Origin of the sequence: Sediminibacterium salmoneum NBRC 103935, assembly GCF_000511175.1 — a bacterium.
GTDB classification, from domain to species: domain Bacteria; phylum Bacteroidota; class Bacteroidia; order Chitinophagales; family Chitinophagaceae; genus Sediminibacterium; species Sediminibacterium salmoneum.
Map to the genome: position 1 here is coordinate 2088721 of NZ_KI866530.1, position 25501 is coordinate 2114221.

Sequence of the window (25501 nt, forward strand, 5' to 3'; positions counted from 1 at the left end):
TAAAACCAAGTAATATGAGCTTTCTAATACATAAACTTTACTACGGCGACTACGGCGAAAGCAAAAACGGAGCCGCTGATATTTCTACCCAGCAAACCAATAAGGCGGAATGGCCTTTATGGGAAGTGTTCATTCGCAGTAAACAAGGCCTGGATCATAAGCATGTAGGTAGCTTACACGCTTCCGACGCTGCCATGGCCATTGAAAATGCAAGAGATGTGTACACCCGCAGAATGGAAGGGGTTAGCATCTGGGTAGTAGAAAGCAAGCATATTCATGCCAGTAATCCGGATGAAGCAGAAGCATTGTACGATCCTGCCAACGATAAAGCGTACCGACATCCCACATTTTATGATTTACCTGATGAAGTAAAATACATGTAATGGCAACTACGAAAAACGAGATAGATTTTTTACTTCACCTTGCAGACAATGCATTGATTATTGGACACAGAAACAGTGAATGGTGCGGACATGGACCTATATTAGAACAGGATATTGCCATAACCAATATTGCGCTGGACTATATTGGACAGGCGAGAAATGTATACCAGCACGCAGCTGAATTAATCAACCAGCATGCAGATACAATTCAACTTACACAAACAGGCAAGGATATCAGTTTGCCCGTAACCGAAGACAGCCTTGCTTATCTAAGAGATGTGGTTGAATTTAAAAATCTGTTGATTACGGAAATACCAAACGGAGACTGGGCACAAACCACTTTGCGTTTGTTTTTGCTGAGTCAGTTTCAACTGGAATTGTTTAATCAGTTATTGAAACACGAAGACCCACAGGTTGCTGCTATTGTAGAAAAATCCATCAAGGAAATCAGCTATCATGTAAAGTGGAGTCAGGATTGGGTATTGCGTCTGGGCGATGGAACAGAAGAAAGCAAGCGTCGCATGCAAAATGCCATTGATGCTATCTGGGCTTTTACTGGCGAGTTGTTTATTCAACCTGAATATGCTACTGCTGCTTGCCTGAACTATGCTGCCATTCAGACTGCCTGGAACCAAAAAGTTTCAGCCATTTTTGAAGAAGCAGGCCTGGTTATTCCTGCCAAAACATTTGTACAGAAAGGAGGTGCCATAGGCATGCATACAGAACACTTAGGATATATTCTGGCAGAAATGCAATATTTACAAAGAGCTTATCCCAACAGCGAATGGTAAATTCAGCCACAACTCAACATGCCGAAATATGGCAAATTCTGGAAACCGTTATGGATCCGGAAGTGCCCGTATTGTCTGTGGTAGATTTGGGGGTGATCAGAGCTGTTGCTGTTGATGTTGAAGGCAGGCAAGTAAGGGTTACCATTACGCCTACTTACACAGGTTGTCCGGCCATGGACATGATTGCTATGCAAATCAGAATGGCTTTGTTGGGAGCAGGATATGAACCAACTATCAAAACCATTTTATCGCCTGCATGGACCACCGACTGGATGACCGAAAAAGGGAAGCAGCAATTACAAGCCTACGGCATTGCTCCCCCTGTGGGCAAAAGCATTGACGCTGCTTACCTGGAAGATTTAATTGTTCCCTGTCCGCAATGTCAATCGACCCATACTGTATTGGTTTCACAATTCGGAAGCACCGCTTGCAAAGCTTTGTTTAAATGCGAAGAGTGCAAGGAACCCTTTGATTATTTTAAATGCCATTAAAGTTTTTTTATGGATGCAATCTTATTTAACGTTGAGTCGGGTGTCGCTTTCATTACGATGAACCGACCCGACAAATTAAATTCCTTCAACCGACCCATGGCATTGCAGTTGCAGGCTATATTGGATGAATGCGCCAGTGATGAAAATATCAGGGCCATTTATTTAACCGGCGCAGGGAAAGGATTTTGTGCAGGACAGGATTTGGCAGAAGTAGTGGATCCGCAGGGACCGGGTATGCAAAGAATTCTGAGTGAACATTACAATCCGATTGTACAAAGACTAAGAGAAATTCAGAAGCCGGTAGTGGCTGCTGTAAATGGAGTTGCTGCCGGAGCAGGTGCGAATATTGCTTTTGCCTGCGATATTGTTGTAAGCAAATCAAGTGCTTCGTTTATTCAGGCATTTTCTAAAATCGGATTGCTTCCGGATAGTGGTGGCACATTCACTTTGCCCCGATTAATTGGTTTTCAAAGAGCCAGTGCATTGATGATGCTGGGCGATAAGGTTTCTGCAACAGAAGCTTTGCAAATGGGCATGTTATATAAAGTATTTGAAGACGAAGCTTTTGAATCAGAAAGTAAAAAACTGGCGTTTCAACTGGCTACTATGCCCACCAAAGCACTGGGTTATATTAAACAGGCATTGAATGCCAGCGCTACCAATACTATACAATCTCAATTGGCTTTGGAAGATCAGTTGCAGCAAAAAGCAGCTGCCACAGCCGATTTCAAAGAAGGGGTGGATGCTTTTTTAGCCAAACGTGCACCCAAGTACAAAGGCCAATAAATTGATAAAACGAAAGCCATGACACCACAACATATTGTAGAAGAAATGATGAAAGCAGATTTGTTTTCACAATGGTTAGGCATTGAAGTATTAGAGATACAGGAAGGATACAGCAAAATTAAAATGCAGGTAAGACCAGAAATGATGAACGGACTGGGCATTGTACACGGTGGCATTGCCTTTGCTTTTTCCGACAGTGCATTTGCCTTTGCCTGCAACAACAGAAATAATTTATCGGTGGCATTGGACACTTCCATCAATTTTCTGAAACCCGTGCATGTAGGCGATACATTGATTGCTGAAGCCAAAGAATTACACAACGGAAGATCTACGGGTTTGTATCAAATAACCATCACCAATCAACACCATGAACTGGTGTCATACTTTAAAGGAAATTGTTTCAGAACAGGAAAGCCTGTTGTAAAAGCATCATTATGATTTATTCTTTTAAGGGATTCATACCGGTTGTACATGAAAGCTCTTTTGTACATCCACAGGCCGCTGTTACAGGTAATGTAATTATTGGAAAGAATGTTTACATAGGACCAGGAGCTGCTATCAGGGGTGATTGGGGCGCCATCATAATTGAAGATGGTTGCAATGTGCAGGAGAACTGCACCCTGCATATGTTTCCAGGCACCACCGTATTATTAAAAGAGAACGCCCATATTGGACATGGTGCGGTTATTCATGGAGCTACCATTGGCCGCAATTGTCTGGTGGGTATGAATTCCGTTATTATGGACAATGTAGTACTAGAGGATGAATGCATTGTGGGTGCCATGAGCTTTATTAAAGCAGATGAACATTTTGTTTCCCGTTCTTTAATTGCAGGCAACCCTGCCAAAATTATCAAGACTGTTTCCGATGAAATGATTGCCTGGAAAACAAAGGGCACAGCACTCTACCAACAGCTTCCCAAAGAAATGCAGGAATACTGGGAACCCTGCGAACCCCTCAGATCCGTTCCTGCCGACCGCCCCAAACAGGAGACCCTTTACAGCACCTGGAATGCAATGAAAAAATAGACCAAATTTCAATGTTGTATCTTTGCACTTAAATTATACAAGTGTCGGAACGGAATAACTTTATTGACTATATCAGAATTTTTGCGCGCAGTGGTCATGGTGGTGCAGGCGTAAGGCATTTTATGCGCAATAAACTAACTGCCATGGGCGGCCCGGATGGCGGCGATGGCGGCAGAGGCGGACATATTATTTTAAAAGGGAACCGCAATCTCTGGACATTGTTGCATTTGCGTTATTTCAAGAATGTATTGGCCGAAAACGGTGAGAACGGTAGCAAAGACAATTGTACCGGCAGAGACGGAAAAGACATTATCATAGAAGTACCACTGGGTACAGTTGCCCGTGATGAAGAAACCGGCAAGATTGAAGCAGAAATTTTAGAGGACGGACAGGAATATATCTGGATGCGCGGAGGAAGAGGCGGATTGGGCAATAGCAATTTTGCCACTCCAACCAATCAGGCACCCGACCATGCACAACCCGGAGAACCCGGTATTGAAGGATGGAAAAATATTGAGCTGAAAGTATTGGCAGACGTGGGTTTGGTGGGATTTCCGAATGCAGGAAAATCTACTTTACTATCTGTAATTACTGCCGCCAAACCTAAAATTGCCAATTACGCATTTACTACCTTAACCCCTCAGTTAGGCATGGTTGCTTATCGTGATTCAAAATCATTTTGTATTGCAGACTTACCGGGTATTATTGAAGGAGCAGCAGAAGGTAAAGGATTGGGACATCGTTTCCTCAGACATATTGAACGCAATTCCGCTTTATTATTCCTGATTCCTGCCGACAGCAATGACCATCGCAAAGAATTCGAAATTCTTCGTCAGGAACTAAAGAACTACAATGAAGAAATGTTGCAGAAAGATTTCATTATTGCCATTAGTAAAAGCGATATGCTGGACGATGAATTAAAAGAAGCCATTAGCAAGGAATTACCGGCTGATATTCCCCATGTTTTCATTTCATCGGTTACCAACAAGGGACTAACCGAACTGAAAGACCTGCTTTGGGAGACTTTAAACAAGCCTATTTAAAATAGTTGGGTTACCTTTTATCCAATCGGGTATTAATGTGTATAGTGTACACTAAGCTTTTTCGTTTGCTGTTGCCAATTGAGAAAAATTTATTACTCACAGTAAAATTTGAAAAGTATGAAAAAGCAAACAATCGTTACCAGTGTCAAGAGAATCGTTTTTGGATCTGTGGTGTCTTCCTTGATGTTTTTATCTGCCAACGCATCTGTATCTCCTGTAAGAGCTTATGATATATCTGTTAAAAGCCATGCAGAAGTAAAGTACAGTGGAATTGATAAGAACCAACTACACACTATTCAGGTAAAATACAGCAACCCAACGGGTGCCAACTTTACCCTGATTATTAAAGATGCCAACAATGAATTGGTATTCAGAGGAAGTTATTCCGACAAAGACTTCAACAAGACATTTAAGTTTCCAAAAGATGAGTCAAACAAATTGTCTTTTGTAATTGAAGATGTTAAAGCAAAGAAGTCTGAACAATATAACGTAAGCTTTGAAACCACCTTTATTGAAAACGCTGTAGTCAGCAAGTCTTAATTAAAAACTGAAATGTAACAAACAAAAGAGCCACCCAATGGGTGGCTCTTCATTTATCATTATCCTAGGAAAGAATTTTTTTTAAATAGATTAGAAGAGCAATGATTGCCAATGTAAGGACAAGGAAAAAAAATCAATGGATATTTGATTCGTGTTTTTACTTTTAATTGATTTTTGTAATTGTCTACCTTTTGAATACAGAGTTCCAGATCCTATTATAATTATTATTAAATAATAAACACTCATAACCATTTCTTTAAAATACATATCCAATAGAAAAGTTAAGCCAAATTCGATCCAACTTTCCAGTAGTGGTATTCATTTCACCTAAACGAAATGCAAAAGGCGCAACACCAATAAAAAAAGCTGTATAAATATTCTTTTCAGATTGATTTTGAAATCCTAGATTAATAAAAGTCCCATAACTGCCATTATTAATTTGTTTAGGCTCATTAATTGAGGCAATACTGTTAGAGCGAAAGTATGGTTCTACACCTATATAGCCAGCCGAATAATTTTTAATTGATTTGCCATTCCTAATACGTCTATTCAAAGAATAATAATATCTTGATTCTATTGAAGAAATCCAACTTACTTGTGATCTAATTTTATCCCTATTTAATGCGGCACTTGAAGCCAAGGTGAAATTTAAACCTGATTTTATTAACAAGGTTACTGTCTTTTTTAATGGAATTTCATATTGAAGATTAACAATAGGAATCGGTATACTTGCCGCAACACGAAATATGCCAATTTTATTAGATGTAGTATCTAATTCTTGACTAACGCCGTTTATATTTAAGCAAATAAATAAAAAAGAAAGAATATAAACACGCATGAATTATAATTTTATTATCCGAATTCCATACCAGTTGCATCCAATTCTTGCTCTTCCTGTAAAACTGCCTGACTTCATCTCATAACTATATGTAGTGCCACTGCCCCATGGTGTACCTATATTCCAATCAAAACGCCAAACATTAACATTACTATACCCTTGTTCCTTATATGCATTTGCAACAGTAACACGTAATTTATTATTATCTTTAATTGACGATAGCTGTTTAGCGTATTTCTCATATCTTGATGAAAATGTTGGATCTATATTATCAATAAGTGAATTAAGAAATGGTTTAAATAAGTCATTAAACTGATTATTAATAAGTGAGTTTAGCTGGCCATTTAAAAAACTACTAGCTTGTGAATTATTTATGTTTTGCCCAAATGGAAAGTTTAAATTGAGCTTTAAATCCATCGCCTCAAGGATGTGATTCCCAATCTTTAAATTTATAATATTATTAAATTCGGGCTGAGGTAATGTTGTAAAGTTATAAGGTGATGGTATAACATAGTCAGTATGTAAGTCCATATTTTCAATTCCAAGTACAATTTCATCAGCATAACTCTCTGCCCAATAAGGTATTCCTAAAAACGATCTTTTCCTCTGGACTTTTCCCCTAATTCCAATAGTTCTTAAGATTCCCAAACCTAAGAAATTTGTACTGAATGTTTCAAACTTAAATCTACGATTTTGATCGAAGTTATTGAAATATGCTGAGTTGAAATCATTGCCAGTTTGATATGTTTCATATTGATAGTTACTCGGAAAGATAATAGAACATGGAATTGTTCCGCCACTAGATCCAGGTGTATTTAAAATAGGATTTGATAAGTCAAATGGATCAATATTTGTCTCAATTCTAGTGATCCCATCACTTACTTGATAAATATTACTGCCATAAAATGTTTCATTAGGAAAACTGTTGAAGTTAGGGTTATATAAAATCTCTGATTCAAATGCATGGTAAATTTCTCTAAAATTATTAATATACTCCGACTCAACCTGAATTACACCAATTCTTGTAAGTTTAAATAAATCGCCATTTACTAATACTTCTAAATTAGAATTTACTATATTGGCAACTGTCGGATCTTGAGTTAAGTAGGTTTCCATATCAATAAGGAATTCCTGAACATCAACATTGTCCGAGCTGCTACTTGTTGAAGTATTTTTTATTATGTTATTTGATTCTGAAGATAAGAGTTTTTCATGTTTTTTGAAAGGCTAATAAATTCGCTAGGAATCTTCATCAACTTCAATTTATCCTCTTGTATTTCTGAATAAAATTTGTTTAAATCTTGTTGGCTTTTAAAGCTAAGTATTCCACTTGGAAAAGCGGAATTTTTAATAAGTATGACTGAGGGATCTTCTTCAAATTGAAGATTACTTATATCTTTTTTACATGAAATAAAAACAACCGGAATAACTATAAAGATTAATGATAAAAATTTAGACTTCATTTTTTTTCTTCCTAAGGTTAAAATATATTTTTTTATTAGCTCTAATATTAACTTCTAAATTCGATAAAATGCAATCACTACAAAAATTAGGGTGATTTATGCAATTGCACAATAGTTTGAATTTATGAAATCATAAAACTTCTACCTCTTACTTTTCATTTAATAGCAAACAAAAGAGCCACCCAATGGGTGGCTCTTCATTTATTTAAAAGCATTAGGAAATTATCCTACTGCTTCAGACTTCATGCTTTTGGAAACTTTAGAACGTTCGTTCTCGTCCAAAATGGTTTTACGCATACGAATATTCTTAGGCGTTACTTCAATACACTCATCTTGCTGAATGTATTCCATACACTCTTCCAGTGTAAACTGAAGCTTTGGAACAATTCTTACTGCATCATCACTTCCGCTTGCACGGTGGTTGGTCAGTTTTTTCATTTCCACTGCATTCACATTTAAGTCACCTGGCTTAATATGTTCAGCAATGATTTGGCCTACATACACTTCATCTCCCGGATCTACAAAGAATGATCCGCGATCCTGTAATTTATCAATTGAATAGGCTGTAGTTACTCCTTGAAACTTCGCAATCAATACACCGTTGTTTCTTCCGGGAATAGGTCCTTTCCATGGTTTGTAATCAATGAAACGATGCGCCATAACAGCTTCACCTGCGGTACCGGTTAACATCTGAGAACGCAAACCAATCAAACCTCTCGAAGGAATTTCAAACTCTAAATGTTGCATTTCTCCTTTGGATTCCATTACCTGCATTTCACCCTTGCGCTGTGTAACCAAATCAATTACTTTACCGCTGAATTCAGAAGGTACATCTACCACTAGGTTTTCATAAGGCTCATGCTTCTTACCATCAATGGTTTTCACCAATACCTGAGGATTACCTACAGTTAATTCATATCCTTCTCTACGCATGGTTTCTACCAATACGCCCAAATGCAGAATGCCTCTTCCGTATACAAGGAAACTATCGGCGCTGTCTGTATCTTCTACTCTTAATGCAAGGTTCTTTTCAGTTTCCTTCATCAGACGATCACGTAAGTGACGGGATGTAACAAACTTACCATCTCTACCAAAGAAAGGTGAGTTGTTAATGCTGAAAGTCATGCTCATGGTAGGTTCATCCACACTGATAATGGGTAATCCTTCCGGATTCTCTACATCAGCAATGGTATCTCCAATATTGAATTCTTCCAATCCTACAACCGCACAAAGATCTCCTGAACGTACTTCAGCTACTTTGCGCTTGCCCATTCCTTCAAATACGTACAATTCCTTTACACGCATTTTCTTCACGGTACCATCTGCTCCCTGCACCAATGCAATTTGCTGACCTTCTTTAATAGAACCTCTGGTTACTTTACCAATGGCAATTCTACCTAAGAAAGAAGAATAGTCTAATGAAGTAATTTGTAACTGAAGGGTTCCTTCACTCACTTTAGGGGCAGGTACATATTTAATGATGCCATCCATTAATGGCAAAATATCTTCTGTTTGTGTTAAGCTATCATTGAACCAGCCATTCTTACCACTACCGTAGAAAGTTGGGAAATTCAATTGCTCTTCCGTTGCATCCAGGTTAAAGAACAATTCAAAAACGGCATCATGAACTTCGTCCGGACGACAGTTCGGCTTATCTACTTTGTTGATTACTACAATGGGATGTAGGTTCAACTGTAATGCTTTCTGCAATACGAAACGCGTTTGAGGCATGGGGCCTTCAAAAGCATCCACCAATAAAATTACCCCATCGGCCATTTTCAATACGCGTTCTACTTCCCCGCCAAAATCACTGTGCCCGGGTGTATCAATCACATTAATTTTATAGTCTTTGTAAGTAACGGCAGCGTTTTTACTGAAGATCGTGATACCACGTTCTCTTTCTAAATCGTTGCTATCCATGATTAACTCACCAGCATCCTGGTTGTCTCTGAAAACTTTAGTTGCACCCAAAATTCGGTCTACTAAAGTGGTTTTGCCATGGTCAACGTGCGCGATGATGGCAATGTTTCTTATTTCCATTATTGTGTATTTATCTCAGTATCAGTAAGTTACGTATTTGATACTGTTTATTTAGGCGGCAAAGGTACGGCTTTAACGCGGGGGATGCAAGTAAATATGGGTCATTATTCTGTTAAGGATTCCCCTTGTAATACATAATAAACCCTAAATTGGCCTGTTAATTCAATTGTATGCGTATCATCAAATGGTTGATAGGATTCATTGCAGTGGCAGGTATTGTATATTTGCTTGGTCCCAATCCGGAAACCCCTGTTTACAATACAACCCTTCCGAATATTCCGGGAGAGCCTGCAGCACTGGAGGCTTTGATCCAATCGAATGAACAAAAACACAAGGTTCGCCCCAACAATGAAGCCAGAATTGTTTGGGCCAATGACAGTGTGAAACAAAAAACACCCTATGCAATTGTATACCTGCATGGATTTAGTGCCAGTCAGGAAGAAGGCAACCCGGTGCATCAGCATATTGCCAAACAGTTTGGATACAACTTGTATTTAGCGCGTTTATCAGAACATGGTATTGATACTACCGATGCCCTCATCAATATGACTGCAGCATCCTTGTTTGAATCTGCCAAAGAAGCTTATGCCATTGGTAAGCAAATTGGCGAAAAGGTAATACTAATGGGCACTTCTACTGGCGGTACATTAGCACTGCAGTTAGCTGCAATCTATCCTGAAATTGCAGGGCTGGTATTATACTCGCCCAATATTGCCATTAAAGATCCCAATGCATGGTTATTAAATAATCCGTGGGGATTACAAATTGCGCGTATGGTAAAAGGCTCTAACTATATGGGCGTGCAGAAAGAACATCCCTTGTATCAGCAATACTGGAATACCAAATATAGACTGGAAGCCACTGTACAATTAGAAGAATTGTTAGAAACCACCATGACAAAGGAAAATTTTGCAAAAGTGAAGCAACCTTTACTGGTCTTGTATTATTACAAAGATGAACAAGAGCAGGATCCTGTGGTAAGCGTGGATGCAATGAAGAAAATGTTTGCAGAAGTAGGTACAGAAGAAAAAAATAAAAAAATGATTCCGGTACCCAATACGGGCAATCATGTGATTGCATCGCCTATTCAATCAAAAGATATTATTTCGGTTGAAAAAGAGACAGCTGATTTTTTAAAAACTGTGATGCAGTTGCCAAAACAAACAATCATTCAATGATTTTTAACAACTAATCATTAACTGATCCTTCACAGCCCAACGGCGAAGAATCCTTACCTTTAACTTTTAAACTGTTTGCTATGCCATTGAGTAAAATTGCCGGAATCGGCATGTACGTTCCGTCGAATGTTTATACCAATAATGATCTGACCAAATATATGGATACCAACGACGAGTGGATCCAAGAAAGAACAGGAATAAAAGAACGTCGTTACGCACACAGAACGGAAGAAACCACTACTACCATGGGAGTGGAAGCGGCTAAAATAGCCATTGAAAGAGCCGGTATTACGCCTCAGGATATTGACTTTATTGTTTTTGCTACCTTATCTCCTGATTATTATTTTCCAGGTTGCGGTGTATTGGTACAAAGAGCCATGCAGATGAAAGAGATTGGTGCATTGGATGTAAGAAATCAATGCAGTGGATTTGTATATGCGCTAAGTGTTGCCGATCAGTTTATTAAAACAGGGATGTACAAAAACATCCTGGTGATTGGAAGTGAAAAACATTCTTTTGGATTGGATTTCTCTACCAGAGGCAGAAATGTTTCTGTAATTTTTGGTGACGGTGCGGGAGCAGTGGTATTGCAACCAACTGAAAAAGAAGGTCAGGGCATTTTAAGTACCCATTTACATAGCGACGGAGAATCTGCTGAAATTTTAGCCATGTACAATCCGGGGTCTCATGCGAATCACTGGGGTGCCAAGAACTATGCAGATTTTGATGAGGCAGAAATTTCACAGATGTTTATGAGTCATCAGATGATTGACAACGCACAGAACTTTCCTTATATGGATGGACCTGCTGTATTTAAAAAAGCGGTTGTAAAATTTCCGGAAGTAATTGTAGAAGCACTGGAAAAAAATGGATACCAGTCAACTGATATTAATATGCTGATTCCTCATCAGGCGAACTTGCGCATTAGCCAGTTTGTTCAGCAAAAATTAAAATTACATGACCATCAGGTATATAATAATATAATGAACTACGGTAACACAACGGCAGCATCTATTCCGATTGCCTTGTGTGAAGCCTGGGAAAAAGGATTGATTAAAGAAGGAGACCTGGTATGTTTAGCTGCTTTTGGTAGTGGATTTACCTGGGCCAGTGCATTAATGAAATGGTAGCAATACCAAGTGTAGCATCATGAAAAGAAAAATCATTTATTTAATCAATCCCATTTCTGGTACATCTAAAAAAGATAAGATCAGAGAACTGGTTGAAAAAGTAACTGCAGCCAAAGGCTTTGAATACCGCGTATTCAATACCAATGCAACAGGCAATTACGAGTACCTGAAAGAGCATATTGCCAAAGAGGGATTTACGGATGTAGTAATCCTGGGAGGCGATGGCACAGTGAATCAGGTAACCGGTTCCCTACGCGAAACAGGCGTTCAGTTTGGTATTATTCCTGTTGGTTCAGGTAATGGACTGGCCAGGGCTGCTGGTATTCCTACCAGCATGAAAAAAGCCATTGAAATTATTTTTAATGGCGAAGCAGAATACATAGATGCTTTTACGGTGAATGGTGAATATGCATGTATGTTGAGTGGTATGGGATTTGACGCACAAGTGGCACATGATTTTGCCCAGAAATCTACCAGAGGCTTATTTACTTATACCCAGCAAAGTATTATCCAGTTTTTTAAAGCCAACCCTTATCAGTTTGAAATTGTATTGGACAATTTCTCTGTATTTACTGATGCTTTTTTCATCAGCATTGCCAATAGCAATCAATTTGGAAATAATGCCATAATTGCGCCTCAGGCAAGTTTATCCGACGGACTGCTGGATATTGTAATTGTGCAGAAAATGAACAAAGCCAAATTGCCTTTTGCCATTCTGCGTCAAATGCGTGGAAACAATAAAGTACAGCAACTGGTGGAAGACATGAGCTCAAAAAATATTCTGTATTTCCAAACACCGGCTCTAACTATAAAAAATCCCAAGCTGGCGCCCCTACATATTGACGGTGAACCCAGAGATGCCGTTGAAGAATTGAAAATTGAAATTATTCCAAAAGCTTTCAAATTAATCAAACCGAAAGGGAAGTAAGTCAGTTTAGATTAAAGTAATTCCTAATCTTGAAATGAAACGATGAATAGAATTACTTGATTTCTGAATGCTGTATCGTTTTCTGCAACCGCTGAAATTCTTTTTGGTTCAATGGATTTTTCACCGCTTCTGCAATATCTCTTTTTTCGGCAGCTGTCAGGTGAAAACTTAAGCTTGCAGGAGCTTCTGACTTAGAAGGTATATATTGAAATGAGAAACGATAAAAATTATCTCCATATGCTTTTCGCATATAGTCGAGCTGATCATGCTGGTAATAGTCCTGCATTTTAAACCAGTTGTTCTGCAGTATCAGGAAGGGTTTGGTTAAAAATCCAATTAATGAATTACTCTCCAACGGCTTGTCCCAGTCGCTTAAACTTCTGTCTCGTATTTGAATTAATACCACTTTGGAAGTATTCTCCTGTATCCAGTCTTTAAAGACAGCTATAAATCGCAAAGCAGATTCCTGCCCATAATTGTCTCTTAATCCTGCATCCATTACATCAATAACCGGATTGGTAGGTAACCAAACATTGGGTAAAACATATGGGAAAGTAGCATTCATTCTTAAAGCAGACAACAAATGAATATCATTGCTGTTCTGGTTGCGGAGAAAACTGTTGAAGTCAACTGCATCTGCATCAAAAGGCATGATATGCGTGCTGTCCGCAACGGGACGCATTAAGAATCGAACAGGACGGGAAGCAATAATCATTTTCCTTGCATCCCTGGTAATTACTGAATTAAAAAATACTGAAGGAATAAGCGCTTTTGCTTCTGCCTCCTGATAAGATCCGATGGTTTTAAGAAAAACACCTCCGGTATTTTCATTCAACTTCTCTTCAAAAGCATAGCCGCGGTCTTTAACATATTCAAATCCATTTGAAGTGAATTTCTGCGCAGGACCCAGCATATCACGGGTTAGAAAGGAAGAAAATAAAGGACTTAACAGGTCTTTGGAAATATTATTTACATATTGTTTGTCCTGCAAATTAATCGGCTTGCCTTTTACTTTTTCATGGTACAATTCCCTGAAATAAACCGCACCCAGCATACCGCCCGAAGCCCCGTTAATAAGAATGGTTTTTTCATGAGCTGTCCATTCATCAGACTGTCCAGGTGCTGCAATGTATTCATGGTGAAAGTTGCACTCCTGGTTCCCCCTCCACTGGTATTGATAATATAAAGAATTGGCTTTTTTTCTCTCTGCCTAAACTTCCAGTTATTCAGTATATTCAAAAAGGCAGCTTTATCTTTTTCAACAGAATCTGCAGCAGCCAGTTCCTGAATAGATTCTCTGGTATAAACCGGTCTCTGCGCCCTGGATACATAGTTGAGTCCATAAGCTTTGTTTCGCGGATCCAGAATTTCATACTGATACAAAATATTGGCCAACAGATATGCCGCCACTAATGCTACAAAACTCCAGGACTTCAAAAATAAAGTCAACGCACCTGCTGCCGCAATTAAAATAGCAAACAATAAGGTTACACTGGCAGCCGCGGGCAATTGGAACAACCTTGCGTCAGAGCTATAGCCCACCAATATTAGAAATACAAAAGCAATCATAATGGCAATAACTGCTGCAAAATGATGTCTGCTAAAAACCGCTTCTAAAAATTCAGGATTGTAATGCTTTATATTTCTTGGCTTGCGCAATTTAAATGCAGCACTAAAAAACCAGTCTACACGCATATCCTGTTTAAAATCAGGTGTCCTGTTTTTTTCAGACATGCGGTCATGACGTTTATTGGCATCAGATATGGTTGCCGATATGGTTTTGTAAATGGTTTTATCTGCTCCGAAAAAATATAAAAAGGCAAAAGCAATGGAAACAACAAATCCACCTGTATATCCCAATGCCAGTCCGGCAAAATCACTAATGGAAAACAATTCCTGATTTCTGCTGTACTGATAAGCTTCAATTAAATAAAAAACTAAAAAAGCTATAGGCAGTATGGCATTGTTGATACAGTATTTAAGAAAGGGCTGTGCAGTGGTTGCCAGAAATTGTATCCGGCTACTATGCAGAATAAAAGTGGTGATATTCCAGCTCATGATAAAGACGCCGGATGTTATTCCAACAATTGCTGTACTCAGTGGACTAATATTACCAAAATATTCAGGAGCCAGAAACAGGGAATGAGCCCCGAAAGTTTTCATGAAACTCCCCCCTACTGTTGCAAAAAGGATATACCAGAAAAGAAGAAATATCTGGTAACGCCTGAAATGCAACAACATTAGTTGTATGGGTAAAGAAAACCAGATGCCTTTCAGATATTGCTTCATTCAGTTCTAGAGCAGCTATTTAAATTTATTCAGCTGCTTTTAAATTTAGCAAATTTTAGGCCGAACCAGAAATAATATGGTAACTAAGGAAAGTAACAACAACATACCTGTTAATTGATGCAACTGCGCCATCCATTCAAAACCGCCCCAGGAACCAGGTACAATACTACTGCTGGTTAATACGGAAGCTATTCCCAATATTACCTGAACAATCACCATTATCAAAGGATATTTAGCCGCTTTGCTTAGTATTGGCGTTGCGGATAATTTAAAGAGTTGCAGAGACCAGTAAATCAATAGTCCTAAAATAATATAGGCCAATCCTCTGTGTATAAAATGTATGAGAATGGTATTGTCAATAAAATTCAGCAGGAATGGCTGATGCGTAAACATGGTATCTGGAATCCAACTTCCATTGATGGTTGGCCAGGTAGCTGCTGCATTGGCTGCTTTATGCCCTGCCATCAAAGCCCCGTAAATCAACTGTAACACCAATAAGCCAATTAAAACAAGATTGATATTTCTTATTTTTTATCCGCAATTATCTGATCTTTGGGAACAATCAGCTTCAATGCAAACCAGTAGGTATAGCTTAATAAGCCCAATGCAAGAATGAAATGCATTGCCAAACGAGTGGGCTTTACATAAACTGCATCACCTGTTAATCCGCTCGCGACCATGATCCAGCCAACCAAACCTTGTAAAGCACCCAGGAAAAATAAAACCAGCAAAGAACCTATCATTTCTTTTTTAAATGATTTCTTTACAATAAACCATATAAACCCAAAGGCAAATACCAGGCCTATTAATCTTGCCCATAAACGGTGAAACCATTCCCAGAAAAAAATGAACTTAAAATCAGATAACTGAAAATCAAAATTCAACAATTGAAACTGAGGAGTTTGTTTGTATTTATCAAACTCTGCCAGCCAGGCCGCTTCGTTCAAAGGAGGCAATGAGCCGGTAATCACATCCCATTCTGTAATAGACAACCCACTGCCGGTTAAACGGGTAATCCCACCCAATGCAATTTGAATAATCGTCATCCCCACTCCAATCAATAACCAGGTGGCTACTGATTTATTTTCTTTCGCTGCTGTTAAACTCATGCTTTAGTGCTTTTGTGCAAAGGTATAACACTCAAACTTCGAAATTGATGCATGTTTAAGTAGTTTTACCAAATGTTACCCGCATTTTATCAGGAAAATCAAATAGAAGCCGGTTGCGATGAAGCTGGCAGGGGCTGTTATGCAGGTCCTGTTTTTGCTGCTGCGGTTATCTTACCCGCTCATTTCAAGCATCCATTGTTGAATGACAGTAAACAGGTGGGGGCCAAACAACGACTGATTTTAAAAGAAGTAATTGAAGCAAATGCACTGGCCTGGTCGGTTGCCAGTATTGATGCAGAAGAAATAGACCGAATTAATATTTTAAAAGCAAGTTTCAAAGCCATGCATATGGCCATTGACCAACTCAAAATAAGACCTGAATTTTTATTGATCGACGGAAATCGGTTCATGCCTTACAAAAAAACACCCCATTTGTGCATTGTGAAAGGAGATGGTAAATATGCATCCATTGCTGCAGCCAGTATTTTAGCCAAAACATACAGAGACGCTTACATGGAAAAAATCCATCAGCAGTTTCCGCAGTATGGCTGGAAAAAAAACAAGGGATACGGAACCCTGGAACACCGGATGGCCATTGAATCCAATGGCTTATGTGTGCATCACCGAAAGAGTTTTAATATCAGTCCCAAACAATTGGAAATGCCGTTTTAATCCTCTTCCCAAACACCTGCTCCCTGTCTTACCAGTTCATAAGGACTCTTGGTGCAATCAATAATGGTTGAAGGTATCATACCGCCATTGCCCCCATCAATTACAATGTCTACCAGATGATGAAAATTATCATACATGGTATCCGGATCGGTGTATTCTTCCACCATTTCACCCGGCAAGGAAGCAGACAATAAAGGATGGCCTAATTCAGACACAATGGTTCGGGCAATATTGTTATCGGGTATTCTTAAACCAATGGTGCTTTTTTTGTTTTGCAAAATCTTGGGCACTTCTTTACTCGCAGGTAAAATAAAAGTATAGGGACCCGGTAAATGACTTTTTAACAAACGATACAAGGGCGTATCAGTTGTTTTACAATACTTGCTTAAATCACTTAAATCGTTACAGATAAAACTCAGTTGTGCTTTTGCAGGATCAATCTGTTTAATTCTGGCAATTCTTTCTACTGCTTTGGGTTGAAAAATATCACAACCCAGACCATAGATGGTATCGGTAGGATAAATGATAACGCCACCCGACAACAAACAATCAATCACTGTTTTAATATGACGGGGATTGGGATTATCAGGATGAATGTGCAATAGCATACTTAAAGGTAAATAAAAAACGAAGGCGACTATTGTCGCCCTCTGTTTGTTTGTAACCCCTGGTTAAAAAATCCTATCAAATTAAATAGTCACCATTCAATTGATAGAATTTAAAACTAGTTGACCGTTTTGGTTTTGTAATCCGCATTTATAACTAAAAAATACCGTGAAATCACGGTCAAAAAATCGTATAATTAATAATTTATATTCAATTTAATTTAGTTACTTCATATTACTGTTTAGTAATACCCCCGATTTTACTAAATGAACTGTATGAAAAAGATTGTTTTAGTAGACGATCATGTTCTATTAAGAAATGGTCTCTCTGTAATCATCAGTGGCTTTGATGATTACACTGTTCTTTTTGAAGCAAATCATGGGAAGCACTTTATTGAGCAATTAGATCCCGGGAATTTGCCTGATATTGTTCTGCTCGATGTAACCATGCCAGTCATGAATGGCTTTGAAACAGCCGAATGGATTATTACCAATCATCCTTCCATTAAAGTAATGGTATTAAGCATGCTTGGCGACGAAAGAACCATTATTAAGATGTTAAAACTTGGGGCACTGGGATATTTAACCAAAGACACTGATCCCAAAGAATTGAACCGCGCCTTAAATGAACTCTATTATAAGGGTATTTATTTCAATCAACTACTCTGCACCAATCTTATTCACTCGGTAAGAAACGGAATGGAAGAACCCAATGATGAATACCAGATTTTAATTAACCTGCCTGAACGGGAAAAAGAATTCCTGAAATTACTGGCCACCGATTTAACGCTGAAAGAGATTGCTGCTAAAATGAGTCTGAGTCCCAGAACCATTGACGGATACAGAGACAACCTTTTTGAAAAAGTAAAAGTAACGAACAGGGTTGGTCTGGTTTTGTTTGCGCTTCGCAACAACCTGATTCAGTTATAAGAAATCATGATTAAAAACCTAAGCTTTGATTTCCCAGATTTCCTTTCCACGAAGCAACTGATCTAAGTTGCCCTTTCCTTTGGTAGCAATGGTTTCTTCAATTTGCAGCGCCATCAAATCTTCATAGCATGGTCTTTCCGTTTCATAGAAAACACCAAATGGTCTGGGGAACTGAAAATTAGACTGATGCGGATCATCAAACATTCTGATTAATGTTTGTGCTTTGTAGAAATCTTTCTCGTCGTGAATCCAGCAATCGTCTGCAGAGAATTTATCTCCCAGTTCAACTACTTCAGGTTGCAAACCATTCAAGCGAATCCCTTTATTCTGATTGGCTCCAAAAACCAATGGCTTTCCTTGCTCTAAGAACAAATCATGATCTGCTTTTGTAGATTTTTCAGTAAAGATTTCAAAAGCACCATCATTGAAAATATTACAGTTCTGATAAATTTCTAAGAAGGATGCACCCTTGTGCTGATGAGATCTGGTAAGCAGGGTTTGCAAATGCTTGGGATCACGGTCCATTGAACGCGCAATAAATGTAGCATCTGCTCCCATCGCCAATGCCAAAGGATTAAACGGATGATCAATACTTCCGAATGGCGTACTCTTCGTGATTTTTTTCTCTTCTGAAGTAGGGGAATATTGTCCCTTGGTTAAACCATAAATCTGGTTATTGAACAACAAAATATTTACATCAAAATTTCTTCTTAGCAAATGAATGGTATGGTTTCCACCAATACTTAATCCGTCACCATCTCCGGTTACAATCCATACACTTAGTTCAGGTCGGGTTGCTTTTAACCCACTTGCAATGGCAGTAGCTCTTCCGTGAATACTATGCATGCCAAAAGTATTCATGTAATAAGGGAAACGGCTGCTGCAACCAATACCACTGATGATAACAATATTCTCTTTGGGAACACCAATACCCGGCATTACTTTTTGCACCTGAGCCAGAATGGAATAATCTCCACAACCCGGACACCAACGAACTTCCTGATCCGTTGCAAAATCCTTCGCTGTTAAAGTTGGAGTGGCTATTGTTTCAGTAGACATGATTTATTGTTTAATAAGTTCTTCCCAATATTCTGCAGCTCTTCTGGTATGTGGAATAACAATAGTTCCACCCACAATATTCGCCACAGCAAAAATTTCATACATTTCTTCGGTGGTTACACCCAGCTCAAAACTTTTCCCTAAGTGATACTTGATACAATCATCACAACGCAAAACCATGCTGGCCACCAGACCCAGCATTTCTTTTGTTTTCTTATCCAATGCGCCGTCTTCGTAAGTATTTGTATCCAGATTCCAAAGGCGCTTCATTACCAGATTATTCTTGCTAAGAATCACTTCGTTCATCCGCTCTCTGTAGCTGTTAAACTCATTCACCATTTCACTCATATGATAATATTATACTGCAAAAATACATCAGCAACACTTAGCTGAACCAATTTCTTTGTATTTTAAACCTCAAATACTATCGAATGAAGAAATTTTTATTCCTGATTTGCTTTTTGCCCATCATTGCATTGGCACAGCAGGCTGTTGATCTGGTTAAGATCACCGACATGTACAAGATTAAACAAATGAACAGTGTAAGTCTTAGTCCGGACGGTAAACAGGCCCTCTTTGTATTGAACAGCATAGAGCCGGAGGCCAATAGCAAATGGGAATACAAATACACTAACCAATTATACCTGGTAGCCGCAGATGGCTCTTCCGCCCCAAGAGCATTGACATTTAAAGAGAGCGCCAGCCAACCGGTATGGAGCCCCGATGGTAAAAAAATTGCTTTTGTAAGAGCAGCAGACGGTAAACCGCAAATCTTTTTATTGTCATTGGAGGGAGGAGAACCGGTTCAAATCACCAGGTTCCGATATGGTGCCAGCAGTCCGGTATTCAGCCCGGATGGAAGCATGCTGCTATTCAGCGCCTCTGTTTCATTGGGCGACTTGTTGAAAGACAAAGAACTGAATCCCAAAGGCGCTGTGCCAGCATGGCCTGCCGAGAAGCCTGGATTCAGTCAGAACCAGTTTTTGTTACCCAATTCCGCTCAACCCAACCCGGATGGAACACCCGAAGAAATCAAAGCATATTTAGACCTGAATGTGGCGGAAAGAAAAGCCAAAGTAATTAACAAACTGAATTTCCAGGAAGAAGCCACTACTTCAGGAGACCAGTCTTTTTCGCACTTATTCATCATGGCTGCAGAAGCAGGTGCAACACCAAAAGCCATTACCCATGGCTTCCACCGTTTTGGTGGTGCCAGCTTTACTCCTGATGGAAAGAAAATTCTGTTCACTGGTAATACCGATGATACACAACACCCGGATCGTGCATTGGAAACACAGATTTTCATAGCCAATACCGATGGTTCTGATATGAAGCAGTTATTAGGAGAAAAAGGTAAGTCATATAATAGCCCCTCCGTTTCTCCTTCCGGAAAATGGCTGGCTGTTCAGGTAGGAACTGTATCATTTGTAAACGTGCCCGAATTAGCTATAATGCCTTTGAATGGAACAGCTGCTGATTTGGTTATGCTTCCCTTCGACAGAAACAAGGGAGGTCTTACCTGGAGCAAAGACGAACAGCATATTTATTTTACTGCACAGAGCAATGGTGGCGCTCCCATCTTTCGCATGAATGTAAAAACCAAAAAAGCAGAACAACTTACTTCCATAGATGAAAGCATCAGCAGCTACTCTATGAAGGGAGATAAATTGGTGTATGTAAAGACAGCTGTTGCGAATCCTTTTGAAATCTACACTACCGATTTGAATGGTAAAAACGAAAAACGCATCAGTAGTTTCAACTACGACTGGGTAAGCAAAAAACAATTGAGTCTGCCCGAAAAAAGAACTTTCAAAAACGAGAAAGGATTAACCGTTGAGTACTGGATCATGAAGCCCGCCAACTATGTGGCAGGTAAAAAATATCCAACCATTTTAAATATTCACGGAGGTCCTTCTGCCATGTGGGGACCAGGCGAAAGCTCTATGTGGCATGAGTTTCAGTACTATGCTGCCAAAGGATATGCCATAGTTTATGGAAACCCAAGGGGCTCCGGTGGTTATGGCGAAGAATTCCTGAGAGCCAATGTGAACGACTGGGGAGCAGGACCCACTTCCGATGTGTTGACCTCTGTTGATTTGGCTGCCAAAGAAGGATTCATTGATACTTCCAGACTTGCAGTAACTGGTGGATCCTATGCAGGATATTTAGTGGCCTGGATTATCAGCCACGACCAACGCTTTAAAGCAGCTTGCGCACAAAGAGGGGTGTACGATTTAGGTACTTTCTTTGGAGAAGGCAATGCATGGCGATTGGTGCCTAATTATTTTGGCGGCTATCCCTGGGAAGAAAAAACAAGACCGATATTATTCCGCGAATCACCTATTAATTATGTAGATAAAATTCATACCCCTTTTATCATTTTCCACGGAGAGAATGATTTAAGAACCGGGGTTATTCAAAGTGAAATGCTGTACAAGAGTTTAAAGGTACTGGGCCGAACTGTAGAGTACGTAAGACATCCGGGCGGAACCCATGAATTAACAAGAACAGGAAATAACCGTCAACGGGTAGATCAGATGCTAAGAACGATTGAGTTCTTTGATCGGTTTATTAAGCATTAATGTAATTCCTGTAACTGGAATTGCATACTTCATTTTCAAAATAATGCTACAAAAAAGCCGACACTTAAAAATGTGTCGGCTTTTTAATTAGTTGATTTTCGCAGCTCCAAAATAAGTCTGCAATGCAGCAGGAATATTGATGCCTTCTGCTGTTTGGTTGTTCTCTAACAAACAAGCCATGATTCTTGGCAATGCGAGTGAGCTTCCATTCAGGGTATGCACCAATTGAGTTTTACCATCGGCTCCCTTGAAACGGCATTTCATTCGATTGGCCTGATAGCTTTCAAAATTGCTGACACTACTTACTTCCAGCCAGCGCTCCTGTGCAGCACTGAATACTTCAAAATCATAGGTGATGGCGCTGGTAAAGCCCATGTCGCCTCCACATAAGCGAAGAATACGATAAGGCAGTTCCAGTGATTGCAGTAATTTCTCTACATGCAATACCATATCTTCTAAAGTTTCGTAGCTCTTATCGGGATGTACAATCTGTATGATTTCTACTTTTTCAAACTGATGCAAACGATTTAACCCGCGAACATCTTTTCCGTAACTGCCTGCTTCTCTTCTGAAACAAGGAGAATAGGCCGTCATTTTTACCGGGAAATCAGATTCTTTTAAAATGGTATCTCTGTACACATTGGTTACCGGTACTTCTGCCGTTGGAATCAAATAAAAATCGTCTTCTGTTGCATGATACATTTGTCCTTCCTTATCCGGTAATTGTCCTGTGGCATAAGCAGAGTCTGCATTTACCATAAATGGAGGGAGGTATTCCGTATATCCTGCAGCGGTATTAAAGTCTAAAAAATACTGAATCAAGGAACGCTGCAATTTGGCTCCTTTGCCAATGTAAACCGGGAAACCACTGCCTGTAATTTTATTACCTAATTCAAAATTGATCAGGTTGTATTTAGTAGTCAGGTCCCAGTGAGGAACAGCGCCTTCGCTGAGATGCGGTTTTGCTCCCCCCGTTCTTACTACTTCATTTTCTTCAGGGGTTTTTCCTTCAGGAACCATATCGGCTGGCAGGTTGGGCAGCTGAACCAGTTCTTCAGACAGCTCTTTTTCTAATTGGGCCATTTTCTCTTTCAATGGCTCCAGGGTTTGTTTCCAGGTGGCTACGTTTTGTTTGATGGCTTCTGCCCCATCCTTATCTCCCTTGGCCATTAACTGACCAATTTCCTTGGAAGCGGCGTTTACCTTGGCTTGTGTATCATCAAAAGCGGCCTGCACTTTCTTTCGCTCTTCATCCTTTAAAATAATGGAATCCACCAGTTCAGGCTGTTTAAAATGCTTTTTAGCCAGCTGTTGCTTTACTTTTTCAGGATTCGCTTTTAATACACTTACGGGTAACATTTGCTCAAATTTGGTGCAAATATACCTTTTCAATAATTGATGATGGCATGCTTTGATGGTTTACCTTTGCACTATGTTTATTACGGATGATTTACAGCAACGCTGGTGGGCTTTGGAAGCTAAATTGGTAGAGAGATTCGGGAAAAAACCCGACCTGGAAGCCGTTTTATTTTTAATTGGCCTTCAGGAAACCGGATTTATGGCCGAAAAAATTTCAAAAGAACAGAAGCAGGACCTGATGCATGTGGCCGTTTGTACGGTATTGGCTCAAAGCGGATATTACCTCATGGAAGGCAAAGACGAGGAAGGTTGGCCGCATTTCGGACAGGTGAAGCCGCTACCGGAAATGAGTTTACCCGATCAGGAGAACTTTATAAAAGACCATGTTTTATTGTATTTTGAGCAGGCGGGCTTTTAAAGCTTATCATTTTTAATTTTCTGCCTTCGTTTTTTATTGAATATTTGCATAATTAAAACAAAGCGATATGAATTTCCCAGCTGAACTACGTTACACGAAAGACCACGAATGGATTAAATTGGAAGGCAATGTTGCCACCATTGGTATTACTGATTTTGCCCAGCATGAATTGGGTGATATTGTATATGTAGACATCAACACCGTTGGTAAAGAATTATCTGCTGAAGAGGTTTTTGGTACCGTTGAAGCAGTTAAAACAGTAAGTGATTTGTTTTTACCTGTTACCGGCACCATCTCTGAAGTAAATCCTTTATTGGAGAAACAACCTGAATTAGTAAACACTGATCCATATGGTGATGGTTGGATGATTAAAATGACTGTTGCAGATCCTTCCAGCGTGGATGGATTAATGACCAAAGAAGCTTACGAAGCCCTTGTAGGATAATCATTTGAATCCAAATCAACAATATACAGAAGCAGAACTTGTTTTGTTGTTAACGCAGCGAAATGAAGCCGCCTTCAGTTATTTGTACGACCATTATTCAGGAGCACTTTACCATAGTATTCTGAGTATTGTTTCCGATTCGGAAATAGCTGCTGATACCTTACAGGAAGTTTTCGTTAAAATATTCAGACAAATCGGCTCTTACGATAGCAGTAAGGGCCGTTTGTATACATGGATGTTAAATATTGCCCGAAATGCGGCCATTGATACAACAAGAAGTAAGGGCTTTCAAAAAAGTCAGCAAAACCAATCGCTCTCCGAAACCGTATATGAATCAGCAGGGTCTGTTAACATAGCTTCAGATGATCTGAATCTTCGCAAATGGGTGAATCAGCTTAAACCAGAATGGAGTGTCCTGATTAAACTGGCCTATTTTGAAGGATATACCCAGGATGAAATGGCCAAAATGCTGGATATACCGCTTGGTACCGTTAAGACAAGGCTGAGGGCAGCATTAAAAGAATTGCATAAATTGATAAAAGATTGAATACAAGGGAATACATAGAAAGTGGCATCATTGAGACCTATGTGTTAGGCATGGCCAGTCCGGAGGAAGCTGCGGAACTGGAGAAACTTTGCCTTCAGTTTCCTGAAATTAAAGCAGCTTTGACTGCGTTTGAAGAGACCTTGGAAAAAAACGCAATAGCCCATGCTATTCCGCCACCTCCAGGCGTAAAAAAGGCCTTATTTAAAGAATTGGAATCTTCTTTCGCAAAAACAAATTTACCAGAAGAACTCAATCAAACAGTTCTGCCAACTCAGCCAACTACTGTTGCAGCTATGAATAGCTTCAGCCGCTATTTTGCTGCCGCAGCAATTATTTTACTGGTCATTAGCGGAGGCCTGAACATTTATTTCTACAGTAAGTTTACCGAAACTACGCAGCAATATCAGGCGCTTTTAATTGAAAAAAATACTTTGCAAGCCAATAATCAGATTATACAAACCAAGAGTCTGGATCTTTTCAACAGCATGCAAATGATGGCTGACCCTAACATGCAAAAAATAGCCATGCCTGGCGTTCCCGGAAAGGAAGCCAATTATGCCACTGTTTTCTGGGATGCAAAATCAAAAGATGTTTACCTCCTGCCCAATAAACTACCTCAGCCCGCTCAGGGAAAACAATACCAGCTTTGGGCAATTGTTGATGGCAAGCCGGTAGATGCAGGAGTTATGGGAGACTGTGCCGGATTGTGTAAAATGAAAAATATACCAACTGCTTCCATGTTTGCCATTACCCTTGAAAAGGAAGGTGGCAGCTCATCGCCTACTCTTAGCGAAATGTATGTAGCAGGAAAGGTTGGATAGAATTTATATAGAGTGGTGAATTACGG

Annotated in this window: 30 protein-coding genes; 18 read left to right on the top strand and 12 right to left on the bottom strand. The window is 39.4% G+C overall.

Annotated elements, in window-relative coordinates; translation table 11 throughout:
* Positions 1–14 precede the first annotated feature (14 nt).
* The 8 genes from paaB (at position 15) to P767_RS0109755 (ending at position 5062) form a co-directional block, all read left to right on the top strand.
* On the top strand, positions 15–383 hold the full coding sequence (paaB, locus tag P767_RS0109720) for a 1,2-phenylacetyl-CoA epoxidase subunit PaaB (protein WP_084799904.1): 369 nt from the start codon (positions 15–17) through the stop codon (positions 381–383).
* On the top strand, positions 383–1174 hold the full coding sequence (paaC, locus tag P767_RS0109725) for a 1,2-phenylacetyl-CoA epoxidase subunit PaaC (protein WP_026764348.1): 792 nt from the start codon (positions 383–385) through the stop codon (positions 1172–1174). The genes paaB and paaC overlap by 1 nt, the downstream gene beginning before the upstream one ends.
* Positions 1168–1665, top strand: coding sequence for a 1,2-phenylacetyl-CoA epoxidase subunit PaaD (gene paaD, locus P767_RS0109730; protein WP_026764349.1), 498 nt, complete (start codon positions 1168–1170; stop codon positions 1663–1665). Before paaC ends, paaD begins: the two co-directional genes overlap by 7 nt.
* 9 nt (positions 1666–1674) lie before the next feature.
* Positions 1675–2451 carry an enoyl-CoA hydratase-related protein gene (locus tag P767_RS0109735; protein WP_026764350.1) on the top strand — a complete coding sequence of 259 codons (777 nt, stop codon included), beginning with the start codon at positions 1675–1677 and terminating at the stop codon, positions 2449–2451.
* A gap of 18 nt (positions 2452–2469) precedes the next feature.
* Positions 2470–2889, top strand: a complete 420-nt coding sequence (paaI, locus tag P767_RS0109740) for a hydroxyphenylacetyl-CoA thioesterase PaaI (RefSeq protein WP_026764351.1) — start codon at positions 2470–2472, stop codon at positions 2887–2889.
* Positions 2886–3479: an acyltransferase gene (locus P767_RS0109745; protein WP_037351717.1), complete on the top strand. Its 594-nt coding sequence runs from the start codon at positions 2886–2888 to the stop codon at positions 3477–3479. The genes paaI and P767_RS0109745 overlap by 4 nt, the downstream gene beginning before the upstream one ends.
* Before the next feature lie 41 nt (positions 3480–3520).
* Entirely contained in the window at positions 3521–4522 is a 1002-nt protein-coding gene (gene obgE / locus P767_RS0109750; RefSeq protein ID WP_037351718.1) for a GTPase ObgE, read from the top strand.
* A 117-nt stretch (positions 4523–4639) separates the two neighbouring features.
* On the top strand, positions 4640–5062 hold the full coding sequence (locus P767_RS0109755; RefSeq protein WP_026764354.1) for a hypothetical protein: 423 nt from the start codon (positions 4640–4642) through the stop codon (positions 5060–5062).
* A gap of 256 nt (positions 5063–5318) precedes the next feature.
* Here P767_RS0109755 and P767_RS0109760 read toward each other — a convergent pair whose 3' ends face one another.
* The 4 genes from P767_RS0109760 to typA form a co-directional block, all read right to left on the bottom strand.
* Positions 5319–5900: a hypothetical protein gene (locus P767_RS0109760; RefSeq protein WP_026764355.1), complete on the bottom strand. Its 582-nt coding sequence runs from the start codon at positions 5898–5900 to the stop codon at positions 5319–5321.
* A 3-nt stretch (positions 5901–5903) separates the two neighbouring features.
* Positions 5904–7016 (bottom strand): hypothetical protein, encoded by a 1113-nt coding sequence (locus P767_RS0109765; RefSeq protein ID WP_026764356.1) that lies wholly within the window; start codon positions 7014–7016, stop codon positions 5904–5906.
* A gap of 62 nt (positions 7017–7078) precedes the next feature.
* Entirely contained in the window at positions 7079–7363 is a 285-nt protein-coding gene (locus P767_RS0109770) for a hypothetical protein (protein ID WP_026764357.1), read from the bottom strand.
* 222 nt (positions 7364–7585) lie between these two features.
* Complete coding sequence (gene typA, locus P767_RS0109775; RefSeq protein ID WP_037351720.1) at positions 7586–9403, bottom strand: translational GTPase TypA; 1818 nt, start codon at positions 9401–9403, stop codon at positions 7586–7588.
* 170 nt (positions 9404–9573) lie between these two features.
* On the opposite strand from typA, the gene P767_RS0109780 reads away from it, so the two are divergent.
* The 3 genes from P767_RS0109780 to P767_RS0109790 all read left to right on the top strand — a co-directional run bounded on the left by P767_RS0109780 (position 9574) and on the right by P767_RS0109790 (position 12639).
* Complete coding sequence (locus P767_RS0109780) at positions 9574–10581, top strand: alpha/beta hydrolase (protein WP_026764359.1); 1008 nt, start codon at positions 9574–9576, stop codon at positions 10579–10581.
* An 80-nt stretch (positions 10582–10661) separates the two neighbouring features.
* Positions 10662–11711, top strand: a complete 1050-nt coding sequence (locus P767_RS0109785; protein WP_026764360.1) for a 3-oxoacyl-ACP synthase III family protein — start codon at positions 10662–10664, stop codon at positions 11709–11711.
* 19 nt (positions 11712–11730) lie between these two features.
* Positions 11731–12639: a diacylglycerol/lipid kinase family protein gene (locus P767_RS0109790; protein WP_026764361.1), complete on the top strand. Its 909-nt coding sequence runs from the start codon at positions 11731–11733 to the stop codon at positions 12637–12639.
* 52 nt (positions 12640–12691) lie between these two features.
* On the opposite strand, the gene P767_RS0109795 is transcribed toward P767_RS0109790, so the two are convergent.
* Genes P767_RS0109795 through P767_RS18990 form a run of 4 tightly spaced genes read right to left on the bottom strand, consistent with a single transcriptional unit; the run spans position 12692 to position 16037 of the window.
* The gene (locus P767_RS0109795; RefSeq protein ID WP_157611468.1) at positions 12692–13666 is read right to left on the bottom strand and encodes a hypothetical protein; all 975 of its coding nucleotides are present in this window, start codon (positions 13664–13666) and stop codon (positions 12692–12694) included.
* Positions 13648–14928: a hypothetical protein gene (locus P767_RS0109800; protein ID WP_026764363.1), complete on the bottom strand. Its 1281-nt coding sequence runs from the start codon at positions 14926–14928 to the stop codon at positions 13648–13650. The genes P767_RS0109795 and P767_RS0109800 overlap by 19 nt, the downstream gene beginning before the upstream one ends.
* Positions 14929–14973: 45 nt before the next feature.
* The gene (locus P767_RS18985) at positions 14974–15420 is read right to left on the bottom strand and encodes a COX15/CtaA family protein (protein ID WP_262506399.1); all 447 of its coding nucleotides are present in this window, start codon (positions 15418–15420) and stop codon (positions 14974–14976) included.
* 32 nt (positions 15421–15452) lie between these two features.
* A complete protein-coding gene (locus tag P767_RS18990; protein WP_262506400.1) occupies positions 15453–16037 on the bottom strand; it encodes a COX15/CtaA family protein in 585 nt (194 codons plus the stop codon).
* Between the two features lie 72 nt (positions 16038–16109).
* Here P767_RS18990 and P767_RS0109810 point away from each other — a divergent pair, with 72 nt between their 5' ends.
* Positions 16110–16709 carry a ribonuclease HII gene (locus P767_RS0109810; RefSeq protein ID WP_026764364.1) on the top strand — a complete coding sequence of 200 codons (600 nt, stop codon included), beginning with the start codon at positions 16110–16112 and terminating at the stop codon, positions 16707–16709.
* On the opposite strand, the gene P767_RS0109815 is transcribed toward P767_RS0109810, so the two are convergent.
* Positions 16706–17317 (bottom strand): L-threonylcarbamoyladenylate synthase, encoded by a 612-nt coding sequence (locus P767_RS0109815; protein WP_026764365.1) that lies wholly within the window; start codon positions 17315–17317, stop codon positions 16706–16708. The two genes, P767_RS0109810 and P767_RS0109815, sit on opposite strands and share 4 nt — an antisense overlap.
* A gap of 273 nt (positions 17318–17590) precedes the next feature.
* On the opposite strand from P767_RS0109815, the gene P767_RS0109820 reads away from it, so the two are divergent.
* Entirely contained in the window at positions 17591–18244 is a 654-nt protein-coding gene (locus P767_RS0109820) for a response regulator transcription factor (RefSeq protein ID WP_026764366.1), read from the top strand.
* 18 nt (positions 18245–18262) lie between these two features.
* Here P767_RS0109820 and P767_RS0109825 read toward each other — a convergent pair whose 3' ends face one another.
* Both P767_RS0109825 and P767_RS0109830 read right to left on the bottom strand, forming a co-directional pair.
* Positions 18263–19303: a 2-oxoacid:ferredoxin oxidoreductase subunit beta gene (locus P767_RS0109825; RefSeq protein ID WP_026764367.1), complete on the bottom strand. Its 1041-nt coding sequence runs from the start codon at positions 19301–19303 to the stop codon at positions 18263–18265.
* 3 nt (positions 19304–19306) lie between these two features.
* Positions 19307–19651 carry a carboxymuconolactone decarboxylase family protein gene (locus P767_RS0109830; protein WP_026750867.1) on the bottom strand — a complete coding sequence of 115 codons (345 nt, stop codon included), beginning with the start codon at positions 19649–19651 and terminating at the stop codon, positions 19307–19309.
* An 83-nt stretch (positions 19652–19734) separates the two neighbouring features.
* On the opposite strand from P767_RS0109830, the gene P767_RS0109835 reads away from it, so the two are divergent.
* A complete protein-coding gene (locus P767_RS0109835) occupies positions 19735–21885 on the top strand; it encodes a S9 family peptidase (RefSeq protein WP_026764368.1) in 2151 nt (716 codons plus the stop codon).
* 87 nt (positions 21886–21972) lie between these two features.
* On the opposite strand, the gene serS is transcribed toward P767_RS0109835, so the two are convergent.
* Complete coding sequence (gene serS, locus P767_RS0109840) at positions 21973–23244, bottom strand: serine--tRNA ligase (RefSeq protein ID WP_026764369.1); 1272 nt, start codon at positions 23242–23244, stop codon at positions 21973–21975.
* Between the two features lie 73 nt (positions 23245–23317).
* Between serS and P767_RS0109845 the strand changes: the two genes are divergently transcribed.
* The 4 genes from P767_RS0109845 to P767_RS0109860 all read left to right on the top strand — a co-directional run bounded on the left by P767_RS0109845 (position 23318) and on the right by P767_RS0109860 (position 25475).
* On the top strand, positions 23318–23662 hold the full coding sequence (locus P767_RS0109845; RefSeq protein WP_026750863.1) for a hypothetical protein: 345 nt from the start codon (positions 23318–23320) through the stop codon (positions 23660–23662).
* Positions 23663–23729: 67 nt separating this feature from the next.
* Positions 23730–24107 carry a glycine cleavage system protein GcvH gene (gene gcvH, locus P767_RS0109850; protein ID WP_026750862.1) on the top strand — a complete coding sequence of 126 codons (378 nt, stop codon included), beginning with the start codon at positions 23730–23732 and terminating at the stop codon, positions 24105–24107.
* Between the two features lie 4 nt (positions 24108–24111).
* Positions 24112–24654, top strand: a complete 543-nt coding sequence (locus tag P767_RS0109855) for an RNA polymerase sigma factor (protein WP_026750861.1) — start codon at positions 24112–24114, stop codon at positions 24652–24654.
* Positions 24651–25475 carry an anti-sigma factor gene (locus P767_RS0109860; protein ID WP_026764370.1) on the top strand — a complete coding sequence of 275 codons (825 nt, stop codon included), beginning with the start codon at positions 24651–24653 and terminating at the stop codon, positions 25473–25475. Before P767_RS0109855 ends, P767_RS0109860 begins: the two co-directional genes overlap by 4 nt.
* Positions 25476–25501: the final 26 nt, after the last annotated feature.

Excerpts from the sequence above, each read along its gene's own strand:
- paaI (WP_026764351.1), top strand. The coding sequence starts at position 2,470 with ATGACACCACAACATATTGTAGAAGAAATGATGAAAGCAGATTTGTTT.
- P767_RS0109820 (WP_026764366.1), top strand. The coding sequence starts at position 17,591 with ATGAAAAAGATTGTTTTAGTAGACGATCATGTTCTATTAAGAAATGGT.
- paaB (WP_084799904.1), top strand. The coding sequence starts at position 15 with ATGAGCTTTCTAATACATAAACTTTACTACGGCGACTACGGCGAAAGC.
- paaC (WP_026764348.1), top strand. The coding sequence starts at position 383 with ATGGCAACTACGAAAAACGAGATAGATTTTTTACTTCACCTTGCAGAC.
- P767_RS0109845 (WP_026750863.1), top strand. The coding sequence starts at position 23,318 with ATGTTTATTACGGATGATTTACAGCAACGCTGGTGGGCTTTGGAAGCT.
- P767_RS0109745 (WP_037351717.1), top strand. The coding sequence starts at position 2,886 with ATGATTTATTCTTTTAAGGGATTCATACCGGTTGTACATGAAAGCTCT.
- paaD (WP_026764349.1), top strand. The coding sequence starts at position 1,168 with ATGGTAAATTCAGCCACAACTCAACATGCCGAAATATGGCAAATTCTG.
- serS (WP_026764369.1), bottom strand. The coding sequence starts at position 23,244 with ATGTTACCCGTAAGTGTATTAAAAGCGAATCCTGAAAAAGTAAAGCAA.
- P767_RS0109755 (WP_026764354.1), top strand. The coding sequence starts at position 4,640 with ATGAAAAAGCAAACAATCGTTACCAGTGTCAAGAGAATCGTTTTTGGA.
- P767_RS0109770 (WP_026764357.1), bottom strand. The coding sequence starts at position 7,363 with ATGAAGTCTAAATTTTTATCATTAATCTTTATAGTTATTCCGGTTGTT.
- P767_RS0109765 (WP_026764356.1), bottom strand. The coding sequence starts at position 7,016 with ATGGAAACCTACTTAACTCAAGATCCGACAGTTGCCAATATAGTAAAT.
- P767_RS0109785 (WP_026764360.1), top strand. The coding sequence starts at position 10,662 with ATGCCATTGAGTAAAATTGCCGGAATCGGCATGTACGTTCCGTCGAAT.
- P767_RS0109780 (WP_026764359.1), top strand. The coding sequence starts at position 9,574 with ATGCGTATCATCAAATGGTTGATAGGATTCATTGCAGTGGCAGGTATT.
- P767_RS0109810 (WP_026764364.1), top strand. The coding sequence starts at position 16,110 with ATGTTACCCGCATTTTATCAGGAAAATCAAATAGAAGCCGGTTGCGAT.
- P767_RS0109790 (WP_026764361.1), top strand. The coding sequence starts at position 11,731 with ATGAAAAGAAAAATCATTTATTTAATCAATCCCATTTCTGGTACATCT.
- P767_RS0109830 (WP_026750867.1), bottom strand. The coding sequence starts at position 19,651 with ATGAGTGAAATGGTGAATGAGTTTAACAGCTACAGAGAGCGGATGAAC.
- gcvH (WP_026750862.1), top strand. The coding sequence starts at position 23,730 with ATGAATTTCCCAGCTGAACTACGTTACACGAAAGACCACGAATGGATT.
- P767_RS0109835 (WP_026764368.1), top strand. The coding sequence starts at position 19,735 with ATGAAGAAATTTTTATTCCTGATTTGCTTTTTGCCCATCATTGCATTG.
- P767_RS0109825 (WP_026764367.1), bottom strand. The coding sequence starts at position 19,303 with ATGTCTACTGAAACAATAGCCACTCCAACTTTAACAGCGAAGGATTTT.
- P767_RS0109815 (WP_026764365.1), bottom strand. The coding sequence starts at position 17,317 with ATGCTATTGCACATTCATCCTGATAATCCCAATCCCCGTCATATTAAA.
- P767_RS0109735 (WP_026764350.1), top strand. The coding sequence starts at position 1,675 with ATGGATGCAATCTTATTTAACGTTGAGTCGGGTGTCGCTTTCATTACG.
- P767_RS18990 (WP_262506400.1), bottom strand. The coding sequence starts at position 16,037 with ATGAGTTTAACAGCAGCGAAAGAAAATAAATCAGTAGCCACCTGGTTA.
- typA (WP_037351720.1), bottom strand. The coding sequence starts at position 9,403 with ATGGAAATAAGAAACATTGCCATCATCGCGCACGTTGACCATGGCAAA.
- P767_RS0109760 (WP_026764355.1), bottom strand. The coding sequence starts at position 5,900 with ATGCGTGTTTATATTCTTTCTTTTTTATTTATTTGCTTAAATATAAAC.
- P767_RS0109800 (WP_026764363.1), bottom strand. The coding sequence starts at position 14,928 with ATGAAGCAATATCTGAAAGGCATCTGGTTTTCTTTACCCATACAACTA.